Source organism: Variovorax sp. HJSM1_2 (assembly GCF_049316285.1).
Lineage (GTDB): Bacteria > Pseudomonadota > Gammaproteobacteria > Burkholderiales > Burkholderiaceae_C > Rhodoferax_B.
Genome location: NZ_JBMOXA010000006.1, coordinates 128372 through 144675, shown reverse-complemented (window position 1 = coordinate 144675; position 16304 = coordinate 128372). Strand labels below are relative to the sequence as shown.

11 protein-coding genes are annotated in these 16304 nt (G+C 60.2%); 7 read left to right on the top strand and 4 right to left on the bottom strand.

The annotated features are described in order from the left end of the window. Positions 1-31: 31 nt before the first annotated feature. The 3 genes from dnaE (at position 32) to ACFQ95_RS08765 (ending at position 6259) form a co-directional block, all read left to right on the top strand. On the top strand, positions 32-3571 hold the full coding sequence (gene dnaE / locus ACFQ95_RS08775) for a DNA polymerase III subunit alpha (RefSeq protein ID WP_422830467.1): 3540 nt from the start codon (positions 32-34) through the stop codon (positions 3569-3571). A 107-nt stretch (positions 3572-3678) separates the two neighbouring features. Then, a complete protein-coding gene (ppk1, locus tag ACFQ95_RS08770; protein ID WP_422830466.1) occupies positions 3679-5784 on the top strand; it encodes a polyphosphate kinase 1 in 2106 nt (701 codons plus the stop codon). Between the two features lie 13 nt (positions 5785-5797). Then, positions 5798-6259 carry a SixA phosphatase family protein gene (locus ACFQ95_RS08765; RefSeq protein ID WP_422830465.1) on the top strand — a complete coding sequence of 154 codons (462 nt, stop codon included), beginning with the start codon at positions 5798-5800 and terminating at the stop codon, positions 6257-6259. Positions 6260-6274: 15 nt separating this feature from the next. Here the strand turns inward: ACFQ95_RS08765 and ACFQ95_RS08760 are convergent, their stop codons facing one another. Further along, positions 6275-6793 (bottom strand): hypothetical protein, encoded by a 519-nt coding sequence (locus tag ACFQ95_RS08760; RefSeq protein ID WP_422830464.1) that lies wholly within the window; start codon positions 6791-6793, stop codon positions 6275-6277. A 214-nt stretch (positions 6794-7007) separates the two neighbouring features. Here ACFQ95_RS08760 and clpS point away from each other — a divergent pair, with 214 nt between their 5' ends. The 3 genes from clpS to ACFQ95_RS08745 all read left to right on the top strand — a co-directional run bounded on the left by clpS (position 7008) and on the right by ACFQ95_RS08745 (position 11270). Beyond that, on the top strand, positions 7008-7367 hold the full coding sequence (gene clpS / locus ACFQ95_RS08755; RefSeq protein ID WP_422830463.1) for an ATP-dependent Clp protease adapter ClpS: 360 nt from the start codon (positions 7008-7010) through the stop codon (positions 7365-7367). 69 nt (positions 7368-7436) lie between these two features. Further along, positions 7437-9776 (top strand): ATP-dependent Clp protease ATP-binding subunit ClpA, encoded by a 2340-nt coding sequence (gene clpA / locus ACFQ95_RS08750; protein ID WP_422830462.1) that lies wholly within the window; start codon positions 7437-7439, stop codon positions 9774-9776. A gap of 405 nt (positions 9777-10181) precedes the next feature. Then, on the top strand, positions 10182-11270 hold the full coding sequence (locus ACFQ95_RS08745) for a serine hydrolase (protein ID WP_422830461.1): 1089 nt from the start codon (positions 10182-10184) through the stop codon (positions 11268-11270). A 123-nt stretch (positions 11271-11393) separates the two neighbouring features. On the opposite strand, the gene ACFQ95_RS08740 is transcribed toward ACFQ95_RS08745, so the two are convergent. The 3 genes from ACFQ95_RS08740 to aat form a co-directional block, all read right to left on the bottom strand. Further along, positions 11394-12188 (bottom strand): IclR family transcriptional regulator, encoded by a 795-nt coding sequence (locus tag ACFQ95_RS08740; RefSeq protein WP_422830460.1) that lies wholly within the window; start codon positions 12186-12188, stop codon positions 11394-11396. Between the two features lie 87 nt (positions 12189-12275). Continuing rightward, complete coding sequence (locus tag ACFQ95_RS08735) at positions 12276-13046, bottom strand: arginyltransferase (RefSeq protein WP_422830459.1); 771 nt, start codon at positions 13044-13046, stop codon at positions 12276-12278. After that, the gene (gene aat, locus ACFQ95_RS08730; RefSeq protein WP_422830458.1) at positions 13043-13807 is read right to left on the bottom strand and encodes a leucyl/phenylalanyl-tRNA--protein transferase; all 765 of its coding nucleotides are present in this window, start codon (positions 13805-13807) and stop codon (positions 13043-13045) included. Before aat ends, ACFQ95_RS08735 begins: the two co-directional genes overlap by 4 nt. Positions 13808-14099: 292 nt before the next feature. On the opposite strand from aat, the gene dinG reads away from it, so the two are divergent. Further along, positions 14100-16292: an ATP-dependent DNA helicase DinG gene (gene dinG / locus ACFQ95_RS08725; RefSeq protein ID WP_422830457.1), complete on the top strand. Its 2193-nt coding sequence runs from the start codon at positions 14100-14102 to the stop codon at positions 16290-16292. Positions 16293-16304: the final 12 nt, after the last annotated feature.

Sequence of the window (16304 nt, the reverse complement as noted above, 5' to 3'; positions counted from 1 at the left end):
CGGGTAGGGAGGGCCGCTCTAAAATGGCCAGATGTTTGTCCATCTCCGCCTCCACACCGAATTTTCCGTCGTCGACGGAACCAACCGCATTGACGAAATTGTCAAGGCGGCCGCCAAAGATCAGCAGCCCGCCTTGGGCATTTCCGACCTCAGCAACCTGTTCGGCGGCATCAAGTTCTACAAAGAGGCGCGCGGCAAGGGCATCAAGCCGGTGGTGGGCGCCGAGGTTTTTATCGAAGGACTGGGGGCCGAGCTGACCACGCTGTCGCGCATCGTGCTGCTGGTGCAGAACAAGGCCGGTTATCTGAATATTTCAGAACTGCTGGCGCGCGCCTTTACACAAAACATTGTGAAGAACCAGGCCGTGGTCAAGCTGGCCTGGCTGCAGGAATTGCATGAGGGCTTGATCTGCCTGGCTGGCGCCCAAGCGGGGCCGGTGGGCCAGGCGTTGGTGCAGGGCGACGAAGTCCGGGCGCGCGAGGTGGCGTTACAGCTGGCGGCGCTGTTTCCGCACCGCTTCTACCTGGAGTTGCAGCGCGCCGGCCGCCCGGAAGACGAGCCCCACGTGGCCGCTACGGTGCAATTGGCGGCGCGGCTGAAGATGCCGGTGGTGGCGACACACCCGGTGCAGTTCACCAATGAGGAGGACTACGAAGCGCATGAGGCGCGGGTCTGTATTTCCGAGGGGGAAATCCTCGGCAACGCACGCCGCGTGCGCCGCTTCACGCGTGAGCAATACTTCAAGTCCGCGGCGCAGATGGAGGCGCTGTTTGCCGACATTCCATCGGCCATTGCCAACACGTTGGAGATCGCCAAGCGCTGCAATCTCACGCTGGTGCTGGGCAAGCCGCAGCTGCCAGATTTTCCTACGCCTTTGGTCAATGGCGAGAAGCTGTCGCCCGAGGACTATTTCCGTTATGCCTCGCACGAAGGCTTGAAGGAGCGGCTGGTCCATCTGTTCCCCGATGAGGCCGAGCGTGAGTCGCAGCGTCAGCGCTACATCGACCGCCTGGAGTTTGAGCTCAACACCATTTTGAAGATGGGCTTCCCCGGCTACTTCCTGATCGTGGGCGACTTCATCAACTGGGCCAAGAACAATGGCTGCCCGGTTGGGCCGGGCCGGGGATCGGGGGCCGGTTCTCTGGTGGCGTATGCGCTGAAGATCACCGACTTGGACCCGCTCAAGTACAACCTGCTGTTCGAGCGCTTCTTGAATCCGGAGCGGGTGTCCATGCCCGACTTCGACATCGACTTCTGCCAGGGCAACCGCGATCGCGTGATCGATTACGTGAAGGACAAATACGGCAAGAACGCCGTGAGCCAGATCGCCACCTTCGGCACCATGGCCGCGCGTGCGGCCATCCGCGACGTGGGCCGTGTGCTCGACATGAGCTACACCTTCTGCGACGGCATCAGCAAGTTGATTCCCAACAAGCCGGGCATGTCGGTCACGCTGCAGTACCCGCCCGAGGTGAAGAAAGAGGGTGACAAGAACAACTATGCCATCGAGATGGAGCCGGTACTGGCCGAGCGCATCCGCACGGAAGAGGACGTGAAGACGCTGATCGAGTTGGCGCAAAAGCTCGAGGGCATGACGCGCAACATCGGCATGCACGCCGGGGGCGTGTTGATCGCCCCGGGCAAGCTCACCGACTTCTGCCCGCTGTACCAGCAGCCCGGCAGTGAATCGGCCGTGAGCCAGTACGACAAGGACGATGTGGAAGCCATTGGCCTGGTGAAGTTCGACTTCTTGGGGCTGGCCACGCTGACCATCCTGGAGATCGCCAAGGAATTCATCGTCAAGCGCCACAAAGGGCAGGAAAACTTCGCGTTCGAGAATATTCCGCTCGACGACAAACCGACCTACCGCTTGTTCTCCGAGGGCAAGACCGAAGCCGTGTTCCAGTTTGAAAGCCGCGGCATGCAGGGCATGCTGAAGGACGCCAAGCCTACACGCCTGGAAGACCTGATTGCGCTCAACGCTTTGTACCGCCCGGGGCCCATGGATCTGATCCCCAGCTTCGTGGCACGCAAGCACGGACGCGAGGAAGTGGAGTACCCGCACCCGGCGGTGGCCGAGATGCTGTCCGAAACCTACGGCATCATGGTCTACCAGGAGCAGGTGATGCAGACCGCGCAGATCCTGGGCGGCTATTCGCTGGGTGGCGCCGACTTGCTGCGCCGCGCCATGGGTAAGAAGAAGGCCGAGGAAATGGCCGAGCACCGCGTGAAGTTCCGCGCCGGCGCTCTGGCGACCCACGGCATCGTGGAGGCCAAGGCCGACGAAGTCTTCGACTTGATGGAAAAGTTCGCGGGATACGGCTTCAACAAATCGCACGCCGCCGCTTATTCGCTGCTGGCCTATCACACGGGTTGGCTCAAGGTGCATTACGCCGCTGAGTTCTACTGCGCCAACATGACCGTGGAAATGGACAACACGGACAAGCTCAAGCTGCTGCATGAAGATGCGCTGAAGATGGGCCTGACGTTTGAGCCGCCGGATGTCAATCGCGGCCGTTACCGCTTCGAGCCGGTGACCGACAAGATCATCCGTTACGGCCTGGGTGCGGTGAAGGGCACGGGTCAGCAGGCGATTGAAGCCATTGTGGCCGCGCGTGAGGAAGGCGGGCCGTTTACCAGTCTGTTCGATTTCTGTCTGCGGGTGGACCGCTCGAAGATGAACAAGCGAACGGTGGACGCGCTCATCAAGGCCGGCGCCTTCGATGCCATCCAGTTGAACCGTGCGGCGCTGTCTGCGTCGATTGACCTGGCGTTCGCCTATGCCGCCACCAATGTTGCCAACGCCGACCAAGGCGGCCTGTTCGACATGATGGAGGACAGCCATGGCTCCATGGCTCAGGAACCGGACCTGGTGGAGACCACGCCTTGGGGTGTGAAGGAGCAGCTCACGCTGGAGAAGACGGCCGTGGGTTTCTATCTATCGGGCCACTTGTTCGATGAAGTGCGCGCCGAGGTGCGCCAGTTTGTCAAGCGCAAGCTCTCTGACGCGGCGGAGAGCCGTGACCCGATTTTGCTGGCCGGCATTGTGTCCGACTTGCGCGTCATCAACGGCCAGCGCGGAAAACTCGGCTTGTTCCGGTTTGACGACGGCACCGGCATGCTGGATGCACGTGTCTCTGAATCGGTGATGAACCAGAATAAAAACCTGTACAAGGATGACGAGTTGATGATCGTCATGGGCAAGGTGCAGGTGGACCGCTTCGGTGGCGGCGGCCTGCAGTTGAGCATCACCGAAGCCTGGGATTTACCCACGGCGCGCTGCCGGTTTGGCAAGTATTTTCGGGTCACGGTGCCGTCTGGCGAACGTGCGCCTGGCGATATCAGCGGTGTGGTGACGGCGTTTCCGCCGCGCGCCGAGACCACCGAACACGGCGAGGTGCTGCGCGGGCTCATGGTTCGCATGCGTTTGCAGCGCCAGAGCGAGCGCGGCGCCGTGGCGGCCGAGCTACAACTGGGTGAGGTCGCCAAGTTCTTTCCCACAGATGCGGCGTTGGCGGGCTGGCGTGGACAGGTCGGCTCCGGCACGGTGGAAGTGGTCTACGAAGAGTAATGCCGTTGACCCAAGTGGCAGGTTGTAATGCGTTTGACATGAAATCGTCATAAACGAGGCGGATACTGAGAGGAAGATCATCCATTTCCTCAGCCGCCTTGTTGTAGATGCCGCATTCCAAAAAAGCAACGGAAGTTCTCTCACCCACGTCCAAACTGGTTCCATTGGACCGTGATCGCTGTATTCTGGCCTTTAATGAACGGGTCTTGGACTGGGCCCGGCGCGAGGATGTGCCGCTGCTCGAGCGGCTGCGCTATTTGTGCATTGTGTCGTCCAACCTGGACGAGTTCTTTGAGGTGCGTGCGGCGCAACACCTGGACGTCCTTTCCCCCGATGCCACCGGCCTGATGCAGGGTGATGCGGCAATGGTGCGTTTGTCCGCGGCGGCACACGAACTCATGGACGCCGTGTACGCGTTGTACAACGACCGCTTGTTGCCGGCGTTCGAAAAACAAGGCATACGCATCATTTCGCACGGCGAGCGCACCCATGCGCAACGCCTGTGGGTCAAAGAGTATTTCGATCGCGACGTGCGTCCGCTGCTGTTGCCCGTGGGACTGGACCCGGCGCACCCATTTCCCCAGGTGGCCAACAAGTCACTGAACTTCATTGTGCGGCTCAACGGTGTGGATGCGTTTGGCCGCGAGAACGACATCACCATTGTGAAGGTGCCCCGGGTGCTGCCGCGTTTGATCCGCCTGCCCGACCGTATTGCGGGTGGTGGCGTTGCAGTGGTGTCGGTTTCGAGTGTGATCCGCGCGCACTTGCAGGAGATGTTCGCCGGGCGCGAGGTCACGCAGTTTTCGCAGTTCCGCGTGACGCGTAATTCTGAACTGGCGGTGGAAGAAGATGACGTGCGCAATCTGCGCATGGCGTTACGCCAAGGGCTGGATGTACGCCATTTTGGCAAGGCGGTGCGCCTGGAGGTGGCGGCAGGGTGTTCCGACTACCTGGCCGACTTTCTATTGCGCCAGTTCTCATTGCCGCCAGAAGCCCTGTACCGCGTGCAAGGCCCCGTCAATCTGGTGCGTATGTCGCAGTTGCTGGACTTGGTGCAGGCGCCCAAGCTCCTGTTTCCGCCGTTTGAGGCGCGCTGGCCAGTGGAGTTGCGCCGCGACCAATCGTTTTTTGAACGCCTGCAGCATGGCGACGTGTTGATCCACCAGCCTTTTGAGCGTTTTGATGCGGTGCTGGCGTTTCTGCGTGAAGCCGTGAGTGACCCCAAGGTCCTGGCCATCAAGCAAACAATCTACCGAACCGGCGCGGATTCAGAGTTGATGGCACTGCTGCTGGAGGGTGTGCGCTCCGGCAAAGAGGTGACCGTGGTGGTGGAGTTGAAGGCGCGCTTCGACGAAGAGGCCAATATCAACTGGGCGGAAATGCTGGAGTCCGTGGGCGCGCAGGTGGTGTACGGCGTAGTGGGCCTGAAAACCCACGCCAAGATGCTGCTGGTCACGCGCCGCGAGGGCCGCATACTGCGACGTTATGGCCATTTGTCTACCGGCAACTACAACCCGCGCACGGCCAAGCTTTACACCGACATCAGTCACCTCACGGCCGATCCACACATGACGGGCGACATGGAGCGCGCTTTCACCCATATCGCCGGGCAGGGCAAGCTGCTGCCGCTGAGACGTTTGTGGATGGCCCCGTTTCACTTGCAGAAAAACGTCATTGAGTGGATCCATCACGTGGGGCGTGCAGCGGCCCAAGGCAAAGGCGGGCGCATCGTCGCCAAGATGAATGCGCTGACCGACGATGACATCATCCATGCCTTGGTTGACGCCGGGCAGAAGGGTGCCAAGATCGATCTGATTGTGCGCGGAGCCTGTACCTTGCCAGCGGGTGTGCCGGGACTGACTGACAATATTCGGGTGCGCTCGGTGATAGGGCGTTTTCTTGAGCACACCCGGGTGTTTTATTTCCGGGCTGGGGAGCATGAGGAACTCTATCTTTCGAGTGCCGACTGGATGAACCGCAACATGCTGCGCCGTATTGAATTGGCCTGGCCGGTTTCTGAGCAGGTGGCGCGGCAACGCATCATCGACGAATGCCTGGTGCCATATTTGCTTGATGACACTGACGCCTGGGTGCAAAAGGCGGATGGGCATTACGAACGCCTGATGGGCTTGCCTAGGCAGTCCACGCGGTCCGCGCAGGCAGCGCTGATGGAGCGGCACCGCCATCGGCACGCCAGCAGCTTAATCGCCTAAAAAGGAGCCGCGCATGGACTTGATTCTTTGGCGGCATGCGGAAGCGGAGGAGCCCGCGGGCGAGGTCGATGACCTGGGGCGCAACCTGACCCCGCGCGGCGTGAAACAAGCCGCCCGCATGGCCGTCTGGCTGGACCGGCAACTGCCCGACAGCGTGCGCATTTTCGCCAGTCCAGCCAGGCGCACCCATGAAACCGTGCAGGCGCTGGGGCGCAAGTTTCGCCTGCGGCCAGAGTTGGCGCCGGGCTGCAGCGTGGCGCAGTTGCTCGAGGTGGCGCAATGGCCCCACGGCAAGGGCCAAGTGATGATTGTTGGGCATCAGCCGGTGCTCGGGCAAACCGTGGCGCAAATCCTGGGCTTGGCGCAGCCCGAGCTTTCCATCAAGAAAGGCGCTGTCTGGTGGCTACGCAGCCGCCAGCGGGACGAGTTGCCGCAGGTGACGCTGCTGGCGGTTCAGTCCGCTGACATGCTTTAGCCCCTTCGGCGCCGGTTAATCCTTGGCCGGGCGACCGGTCTTGATGGTCGGCACCGCTTGCACGGCGACCAGGAACGCGTCGTCCGCCATGCTCGCCAGGGCCTTGATGCCCGCGCGGAGCAATTCCCCCTTTTTGATCGGATGCTGCAATTGCAGCGCACGCAGCTTGAGTTCGTCGAGCACCAGGTACTCGGGCTTGGGGATGGTGAAGCTGTCGCGCACCAGCTTGGGTTTCTTGGCTTTGGGTTCAGTTTTGGTGGCGGCTGCTACTGCAGCTGTAGGCGCTTTCTTGGCTGGCGCTGCAGATGTTTTTGCTGGCAAGGCCTTGAGCTTTGGTGCTTTGGGCGCATCTGCAGCAGGCGTTTTTTTCTTCTCGGCTTTGACCACGGGTTTTGCAGGCGCTTTGGCCGGCGTTTTTGCAGCCTTGGGCTCTTTTGCGGGCTTTGGCGCCTTCGCTGCTTCGACGACAGGCTTTTTACTGGCCGACTCTGCGATGGTGGCTGCTGGGGCGGTAGGTTTTTGTGCGCTGGTCATGGGGTCCTTTTGAGAAAAAATGATTTATATAGTTTATATAGTTTTTAAGGGGTTTCCAAATGCCAGGTGAGCGTTGCGTTCGGGCCTGCTTTTGCAGCGGCGAAGGGCATTAGATATCCGTTTTATTGTTGGGGTTTTCTTATTCAGTGCCGCGCCGGGCTTTGGTTGCCGTAGGGGCAATACGCAGGCGGTCCCGGCTCTATAAAATGACACTATGGCGACCAAAAAACCAGTACAACCCAAACCAGCAGCACCCCAGCCGTCGACTCCAGATGACGGCGGTTCGGTTGTTCTTGAGCGACTGACGCAGCGGACCAAGCCGCCGCAGATGCACCAAGTGTTGATGCTGAATGACGACTACACCCCCATGGAATTTGTGGTGGTGGTCATTCAAGAGTTTTTCAGCAAAGACCGCGAGACGGCCACGCAGATCATGCTCAAAATTCACCTCGATGGACGTGCGGTTTGCGGCATCTATACCAAGGATGTTGCAGCGACCAAGGTCGATCAGGTGTTGGAGGCTGCGAAACGGGCCGGGCATCCCTTACAGTGTGTGAGCGAACCTGTTGAATGATGAATTGAAAACAGCAAACGCGAACCCATGTAGAGTGTGTAGTAACAGCTAGGCGTTAAAGGAAATCACATGATTGCCCAGGAATTGGAAGTCAGTTTGCACATGGCGTTTGTGGAAGCGCGGCAGCAACGCCACGAGTTCATCACGGTTGAACACTTGTTGTTGGCTCTGCTGGACAATCCAAGCGCGGCGGAGGTGCTGCGTGCATGCTCCGCCAACATCGACGACTTGCGTAAGTCGTTGACCGATTTCATCAAAGACAACACCCCCCAGGTGGCCGGTACAGACGATGTCGACACCCAGCCCACCCTGGGTTTCCAGCGCGTGATTCAGCGCGCCATCATGCACGTGCAATCCACGGGCAGCGGCAAGAAAGAAGTGACCGGCGCCAACGTGCTGGTGGCGATCTTTGGCGAAAAAGATTCGCACGCCGTGTACTACCTGCACCAGCAGGGGGTGACGCGTCTGGACGTGGTCAATTTCATTGCCCATGGCATCAAAAAGAGCGATCCACCAGAAGCCACCAAGTCATCTGAAGGCCAGGCCGAAAGTGAAGAAGGCGGCAGCGAGAAGAACGAAAAGGCTTCTCCGCTGGAGCAGTTCACGCAAAACCTGAACCAGCTTGCCAAAGAAGGCAAGATCGATCCGCTGATTGGGCGTGAATACGAAGTCGAGCGCACCATCCAGATCCTGTGCCGTCGGCGCAAGAACAACCCGCTGTTGGTGGGTGAGGCTGGCGTGGGTAAAACCGCGATTGCCGAGGGTTTGGCCTGGCGCATCACGCAAAAGGATGTGCCCGAAATCCTGATGGAAGCCCAGGTGTACTCGCTGGACATGGGCGCATTGCTGGCTGGTACCAAATACCGTGGTGACTTTGAGCAACGGCTCAAGGGTGTCCTCAAGTCGCTGAAGGACCGTCCCAATGCGATTCTGTTCATCGACGAAATCCACACGCTGATTGGCGCGGGTGCGGCCTCGGGTGGCACTTTGGATGCGTCAAACTTGCTCAAGCCGGCGCTTTCCAGCGGCCAGTTGAAGTGCATAGGCGCGACCACGTTTACCGAATACCGTGGCATTTTCGAGAAAGATGCAGCCTTGTCGCGTCGCTTCCAAAAAGTCGACGTGGTGGAGCCTACGGTGCAGGAAACCGTGGAAATCCTCAAGGGCTTGAAGTCGCGTTTCGAAGAGCACCACAGCGTGAAGTACGCCATGGCCGCCCTGCAGGCGGCGGCGGAGCTCAGCGCCAAGTACATCAACGACCGTCATTTGCCCGACAAGGCCATCGATGTGATCGACGAAGCCGGTGCTGCTCAGCGCATCCTGCCGCCAAGCAAACGCAAAAAGACGATTTCCAAGGCCGAGGTCGAAGAAATCGTGGCGAAGATCGCGCGTATTCCCCCGGCCAATGTGTCGAATGATGACCGCGGCAAACTCAAGACGCTGGAACGCGACTTGAAAAACGTGGTGTTTGGTCAGGACAAGGCGCTGGACGTGTTGGCTTCCGCCGTGAAGATGGCGCGCTCGGGTCTGGGCAAGGGCGACAAGCCCATAGGCTCCTTCCTGTTCAGCGGCCCTACGGGTGTGGGCAAGACCGAGGCGGCAAAGCAGTTGGCCTACATCATGGGCATTGAGCTCATCCGCTTCGACATGTCCGAGTACATGGAGCGCCACGCGGTGAGCCGTCTGATTGGTGCGCCTCCGGGCTACGTTGGTTTTGACCAAGGTGGTTTGCTGACCGAAGCGGTGACCAAGAAGCCGCATTGTGTGCTGCTGCTCGATGAAATCGAAAAAGCGCACCCGGATATCTTCAACGTGTTGTTGCAGGTCATGGACCACGGCACGCTGACGGATAACAACGGTCGCAAGGCTGATTTCCGTAACGTGATCATCATCATGACGACCAATGCCGGCGCCGAGACGATGAACAAAGCGACCATAGGTTTCACCAACCCGCGCGAGTCGGGTGACGAAATGGCCGATATCAAGCGTTTGTTCACGCCAGAGTTCCGTAACCGTCTGGACGCCACGGTGAGTTTCAAGGCACTCGACGAAGCGGTGATTCTGCGCGTGGTCGATAAGTTCTTGCTGCAGTTGGAAAACCAACTCATTGAGAAGAAGGTGGAAGTGACCTTTACCGATGCATTGCGCAAGCATCTCGGCAAGAAGGGCTTTGATCCGCTGATGGGCGCGCGGCCTATGCAGCGCTTGATCCAGGACACGATTCGCCGTGCCTTGGCCGACGAGTTGCTGTTTGGCCGCTTGGTGGACGGTGGCCGCCTGACGGTGGACATCAAACACGACAAGGACGAGAAGGGTGTGGAAACCAGCGAAGTGCTGCTCGACATCCAGCCTTTGCCGAAGAAGGAAGGCAAGTCCAAGCCCGAGGCAGAGGAGGCGGCTCCTGTCTAAAAGAAGTTTCAGTCCCAGCCCTCTGCTGGGTTGAACTTGCAAAAGCAGCGCATGGCGACATGCGCTGCTTTTTTACTTTTACGGCCGGTTGGGCTTTGTCAGCGGGACAAGCTCAGTGGCGCACATCGTTTCTCAGAATATTTGTGCTGCTTTGTCATCTCAAACGTATGCTGATTAGTTTAGGTGATGAAGCAACTATTGCGACCTCATGCCGCTGTGGCTTGGCGCGGCCCTTAAGCAAGGAGCGTGCGCATTCCCATCAAGCAGAGAACTTGCAAATTGATGTAGTCCAGTCGCAAAGTCGGCCAAATTGGTGCATAGCTGATTTACACTTTAAATATGCAATCTAAGTCGTTGATCTTGTGTAATCTTTTTTAACTCTATAAACTCTCCCGCAATGCCTTGATGCCGGGAGATGAACCAATGTCATCCAAGAATCGTTATTTTTTGAACCGCTTTATACAAATCGTTGCTGTTTTGGCATGCTCGGCCACGCTCGCCGCCGCGCCTGCGGGTGCCGCCGAACGCAAAAAAGTGGCGATTGAGAAAAAAGTCAGCTCCACCAGCAAAAGCAAGGCGCGCCCGGCAGTTGTCAAAGTGACGCGCACGAGCAAGACTTTTTCCGCCGGCAAGGTCAGCACCCGCAAAAGTGTTGCACGTGCTGACGTCATTCCCGCCAAGCCTTCTTTCGGCCAAATGGCTGGCCTGCATGGCGCTTCCGATCCGCTTGACCTGAAATCCAGTGTGGCGTTGGTGGTGGACCAGGACACCAGCGAGGTTTTGTTCAGCAAGAACGACCATGCGGTGTTGCCGATTGCCTCGCTGACCAAGTTGATGACCGGTCTGCTGATCAACGAAGCCCATCTGCCTGAAGATGAAATGATCACCATCACCCAGGATGACGTGGACACCGAGAAGGGCAGCAGTTCACGCCTGATGGTCGGTACCACGCTGAGTCGTGGCGAATTGCTGCATCTGGCGCTGATGTCCAGTGAAAACCGCGCGGCACATGCCTTGGGCCGTACCTATCCGGGTGGTTTGCCGCTGTTTGTCTCGCTGATGAATGCCAAGGCCCGCCAGTTGGGAATGAAAGACACGCGTTATGTCGAGCCCACCGGCCTGTCTAGCCACAACCAGTCGAGCGCGCAAGATCTGGCGCTGCTGGTGAAAACCGCCTACAACGAACCCAAGCTGCGTGAATTGTCGACCTCGCCTGGATACCAGGTGGATGTGGGGCGCCGTACCTTGCAGTACAACAACACCAACCGCCTGGTGAAGAACCCTGACTGGGACATAGGCCTGCAAAAAACGGGCTACATCTCCGAGGCCGGCCAATGTCTGGTGATGCAAGCCAAGATTGCAGGCCGCAAGGTCATCATGGTGTTCCTGGATTCCGCGGGCAAACTCAGCCGCCTGGGTGATGCTGAACGTGTGCGCCGCTGGGTCGAGTCGAATGCCTCACGTCTGCATGAGGTCAAGGCTTCTGCAGGTTAAGACTGCGGGTGTATTGAGTGCCGGAGAGATGACCAAAGAGTTAAGGGCTTGATCTCCAAAGCAAAACGGCTGAAGCGATAAACCGCTTCAGCCGTTTTGCTTTTTGAGAGCTTGGGTGGTGTTTTACAGCGGTGGGTTGTTTTTCGGCTGATAACCCAAGGCCGACGAGATTTCATTGGCCGTGGCCTGCAGCTTGGGCAACCAGGCTTCGTCCAGCCGGTCGGCCGGGGAGGAAATCGACAAACCTGCCACCAGACGGCCCTGGTCGTCGTAGATGCCGGCGGCCATGCAGCGCACGCCCAGTTCCAGCTCCTCGTTGTCTCGGGCAATGCCGTACTGGCGTGCTTTGGCCAACTCGCGCTCCAGCAAGGCCAGATCGGTCAAGCTGTTCTTGGTGTGGCCGCTCAGGCCGGTGCGCAGGGCGTAGGCACGCACACGCTGGGCTTCGTCGGCTGCCAGAAAAAGTTTACCTACCGAGGTCAGGTGCAGCGGCGCCCGCCCACCTATGGCGCGTACCACCTGCATGCCCGAGCGCTCGCTCAGGGCACGCTCGACGTAGACGATTTCATCCCCTTGGCGCACGCTCAGGTTGACGGGTTGCTGTGTTAGGCGGTGCAGTTCGCGCATGGGGTGCAGGGCGGCATCACGCACACTCAGGCGGCCTTTGACGAGGTTGCCCAGTTCCAGCAGGCGCATGCCCAGGCGATAAGTGCCGGGCTCGGGGCGGTCGACAAAACGACCCACCGCCAGATCGTTGAGGATGCGGTGTGTGGTGGACGGGTGCAAGCCCGTCTTCTCGCTGATCTCTTTCAGCGACATGGCGTCTTCACGCGCGGCCAAGGTATCGATCAACGCAAACATGCGTTCTATGACCTGAACCGTAGGCGTCTGGGTTTCCGCTGGAGTGTTGTGTCTCATGGGGCTACTCAAGAAAGTTGCGGCCAATTTGCACTCATTTTATAGGATGAAACGCATATTGCGCCATCCGAAATAAAGCGGTTGTTTTTAGGTTTTTGTCATCCCGTTTGCGCCGCGGTCTGAGTCCACCGCGATCCACTCGGCCCCGCGCAGCATTTCATACGGCTTGAAATTGGCCTTGTAGCGCATCTTGGGGCTTTGTTCTATCCAGTAGCCAAGGTAGACATAGGGCAGACCCAATTGACGCGCCTGCTCGATTTGCCAGAGCACGTTGAAGGTGCCGTAGCTGGTGCGTTCTTCTGGCTCGTAGAAGGTGTACACGGCGGAGATGCCGTCATCGAGCACGTCGAGAATGGAGACCATCTTCAGCGCGCCCAGGCTGCCGTCGGGCCGGGTTTCGTGAAACTCCACCAAGCGCGAATTGACCCGGCTTTGCAGCAGGAACTGGGTGTATTGATCGATGCTGTCCTGGTCCATGCCGCCGCCGGCGTGGCGCCCGTTCTGGTAGCGCAGATAAAGGGCATAGTGTTCGGGCACAAAACACAGGCGTAACACACGCGCCTGCAGATGGGCGTGCTGGCTGGCGGCGCGGCGCTGGCTGCGGTCGGGCTTGAAGCGGGCGGCCAAGACGCGCAGCGGCACGCAGGCCTGGCAACCATCGCAATACGGGCGGTAGGTGAACATGCCGCTGCGCCTAAAGCCGGTGTTGACCAGTTGCGAATAGGTGGTGTTGTGGATCAGGTTGCCGGGCGTGGCCACTTGCGAGCGCGCCTGGCGGTCCGGCAGATAGCTGCACGGATAGGGTGCCGTGGCGTAGAACTGCAGGGTTTGAAGGGGCAGGTCGTTGAGATGCGTCACGCTGAGGCAGCCGGTAGTGAGAGCAGTTCGTTCCAGTATAGGGGCTTGAATTGCCACACGGGGCCGACCAAGGCGGCCTGTTGTTTGACTTTGGCGCCAAACACATGGCGCGGAATTTCACGTGCGCCCAGTGAGGCCAGGTGCGAAGTATTTTGCTGGCAATCGATTTGCGGAATCTGGTGTGCCCGGCAAAAAGCCACCAGGGCGGCGAGGGCGATTTTTGAGGCGTCAGGCACACGCGTGAACATAGACTCGCCGAACACCGCACGGCCCAGGCCCACGCAGTAGAGGCCGCCCACCAGTTCGCCATCCATCCAGGTCTCGATACTGTGCGCCATGCCGGCGCGGTGCAGCGCGGTGTAGGCGCGCACCATTTCCGGCAAGATCCAGGTGCCGGACTGGCCTGTGCGCGGGCTGCTGGCGCAGGCGCTGATGACGCTGCTAAACGCGCTGTTGAAGCGCACTTCGCAGTGTGCATCAGCGACAAAATTCTGCAGGGTCTTGCGCAGCGAGCGGTGCAGTCTGAAGGCCTCGGTTTGCAGCACCATGCGCGGGTCGGGGCTCCACCACAAGATGGGCTGGCCGGCGCTGTACCAAGGGAAAACACCTTGCAGATAGGCGTGGCGCAAGGTGGCCACGTCCAGCGCGCCACCGGCGGCCAGCAAGCCGGGTGCCGGGGCATCTGTGCCCCAGGCCTCTTTCACCGGCGGAAACGCTTCGCCAGGGGCTAGCCAGGGGAGGGGCGGTTGGGCGGATGTCATGGTGCAATGGGCCTTGGCTGCAAAGCATAGCGAGCTTGCGCGTTGGTGGTAAAGGCTGGTTTCTGGGCTGTCGGCAATTTGCTACAAAGTTGGAAGCTACTCACGCATGCACGGAATACGTAAGAGACCATTTTGGCCTGAATTTTTGGCGCTGCCAGCAAAGCCTTGGCGAGTCCGGTAAACTGTGCGGATATACAGCACTGCATTCAGCCCGCTTGGCAAAGTGTGGACGGCCCAGTGTGCAGCAACTGGCCGAGTCTTTTCCCCATCGTTTTCTCTCCATCGTTTCTCCATGTCGTCCTCCCTTATCGCCGCTGCCGCGCTCAAAGCCTTTGACGACGTGGTGCGCGCTGCCGGCGATTTTCGTGACCGCCCGGGTCAGCGCCTCATGGCCGAAAAAGTCGCCCAGACCTTTTGCGAAGCCACACTCGGCAAACTCGAGTCGGAAAACGACGAGCCCGAGCGCGCCATCGCCGTGGTGCAGGCCGGCACCGGTGTGGGCAAGTCGCTGGCGTATTGCGTGCCGGCCATCAGTGTGGCGCTGGCACGCAAGACGCGGGTATTGATTTCCACCGCCACGGTGGCGCTGCAGGAGCAACTGGTCAACAAGGACCTGCCCGCGCTGGCCGCGCTGATGCCCGAGCCGTTTCGCTTCGGCTTGGCCAAGGGGCGTGGGCGCTACGTGTGCAAGCTCAAGCTTTCGCGTCTGGCCGGTGGTGGTGCTGAGGCCGATACCGCCGAAGACGACCTGTTTGCCGACGAACTGGCCCTCGCTGGTGGGGCGTCCTTGTCGACCTACGATCAGGAGGCGCGTACGCTGTTCTACGGCCACATCAACCGCGAACTCTCTGCAGGCACCTGGGATGGCGACCGCGACAGCCTGGCCACCCCGCCCGATGGCGACTGGTGGCAGCCCGTGGCGGCCGTGGCCAGCTCATGCACCGGCAAACATTGCCCGGTGTTCAGCTCGTGCACTTATTACGAGAAACGCAAGGAGCTGGTGGGCGCCAATGTCATCGTCGCCAACCACGACCTGCTGTTGTCCACCCTGGGCTCGCGCACCCTGCCCGAGCTGGACAACTGCCTGCTGATCCTCGACGAAGCGCACCACCTGCCGGCCGTGGCGCTAGACAAGTTCTCCGCCGCCATGGACCTGCATTGGCTGGACTGGATCGACACCCTGGCGAATCGCGCGCGGCGTGTTGGCAGTTTGATGATGGTGTCCGACGCCGGCGACCTGGGGCGCATGAGCAGCCAGCTCAAGCAGTCGCTGCAAGAATTGTCTTCACTGGTGCAGCAGCGTTATGGCGCGGTGTTGCTGGAGCCGAACCGCGGTGGCAATGCACATGGCCCGGCGCGTGTGCGTTTGCCACAAGGCGTGTTGCCGCCCGAGCTGGTGGAGCCGTTGCGCACCATAGGGGTATTGGCCGAAGGCTTTCTGGCGGTGTTGAACGAAATCGCCAAGGCGCTGCGCGCCGAGATGCGCGACAACCCGAACGAGGCGCGGCGCTTGTCGGTGCTTTACGCGCAGCTGGGCGTGCTCACGCCGCGCCTGGAAGGGGTACACGCCGCGACCGAAATGCTGCTGCGCGAAACCGCCGCACCGGCCGCGCCCGTGGCCAAGTGGTTCACGCTGGAAGGTGAACCGGGCGCGGCCCACCTACGCATCCGCGCCTATGCCAGCCCCATCTTGCCGGGCTCGGCCTTGTGCCACAAACTATGGCCCAATGTGCGCGCCGCCGTGCTCACCTCGGCGACCTTGCAGAGCTGCGGCCAATTTGACTTTTACCTGCGTGAAACCGGCCTGGCCGACGACCCGGCGGCGACCACGCTGGAAGTGCCCAGCCCGTTCGACTACGCCAGGCAAGGCCAGTTCATCACCGTGGAGACGCGGGCCGATCCGCGCCAGGCCAGCGAGTTCACCACCGAGATGGTGCAACTGCTGCTGCGCGACGTGGCGCTGGTGGAGCACGGTGCCTTGGCCTTGTTCACCTCGCGCGACCAGATGCGCCAGGCCGTGCAGGCGCTGCCGCCGGTGTTGCGCGAAGTGGTGCTGGTGCAGGGCGATCTGCCGCGCACCGTGCTGCTGCAGCGCCACCGCGAGCGTGTGGGCAGTGGTTTGCCCTCGGTGATCTTTGGCATGCAGTCGTTTGGCGAAGGGCTGGACTTGCCCGGCGAACTGTGTGAGACGGTGTTTATCGCCAAGCTGCCGTTTGCCTCGCCCGACGACCCTGTGGGTGAATCGCGTTCCGAGTGGCTGCGCTCCGTCGGGCGTGATCCGTTCTCCGAGCTGGTGGTGCCCGCTACCGCCGTGCGTCTTGCGCAATGGGCCGGACGCGCCATCCGCACCGAAACCGACCGCTCGTTTGTGTATTGCTACGACCGGCGTTTGGCAGGCTCGTCTTTCGGCCAGCGTTTGATGCAGGGCTTGCCGCCGTTCCAGCGGTTGCGCAAAGACGTGATGGGGCGGCTGACTGCCGCTTAATAGTCTCGACGC

What these genes read in the sequence shown, in the direction of transcription:
- ACFQ95_RS08765 (WP_422830465.1), top strand. Translation starts at nt 5,798, where the DNA reads ATGGACTTGATTCTTTGGCGGCATGCGGAAGCGGAGGAGCCCGCGGGC.
- dinG (WP_422830457.1), top strand. Translation starts at nt 14,100, where the DNA reads ATGTCGTCCTCCCTTATCGCCGCTGCCGCGCTCAAAGCCTTTGACGAC.
- aat (WP_422830458.1), bottom strand. Translation starts at nt 13,807, where the DNA reads ATGACATCCGCCCAACCGCCCCTCCCCTGGCTAGCCCCTGGCGAAGCG.
- ACFQ95_RS08740 (WP_422830460.1), bottom strand. Translation starts at nt 12,188, where the DNA reads ATGAGACACAACACTCCAGCGGAAACCCAGACGCCTACGGTTCAGGTC.
- clpS (WP_422830463.1), top strand. Translation starts at nt 7,008, where the DNA reads ATGGCGACCAAAAAACCAGTACAACCCAAACCAGCAGCACCCCAGCCG.
- ACFQ95_RS08760 (WP_422830464.1), bottom strand. Translation starts at nt 6,793, where the DNA reads ATGACCAGCGCACAAAAACCTACCGCCCCAGCAGCCACCATCGCAGAG.
- clpA (WP_422830462.1), top strand. Translation starts at nt 7,437, where the DNA reads ATGATTGCCCAGGAATTGGAAGTCAGTTTGCACATGGCGTTTGTGGAA.
- dnaE (WP_422830467.1), top strand. Translation starts at nt 32, where the DNA reads ATGTTTGTCCATCTCCGCCTCCACACCGAATTTTCCGTCGTCGACGGA.
- ACFQ95_RS08745 (WP_422830461.1), top strand. Translation starts at nt 10,182, where the DNA reads ATGCCGGGAGATGAACCAATGTCATCCAAGAATCGTTATTTTTTGAAC.
- ppk1 (WP_422830466.1), top strand. Translation starts at nt 3,679, where the DNA reads ATGCCGCATTCCAAAAAAGCAACGGAAGTTCTCTCACCCACGTCCAAA.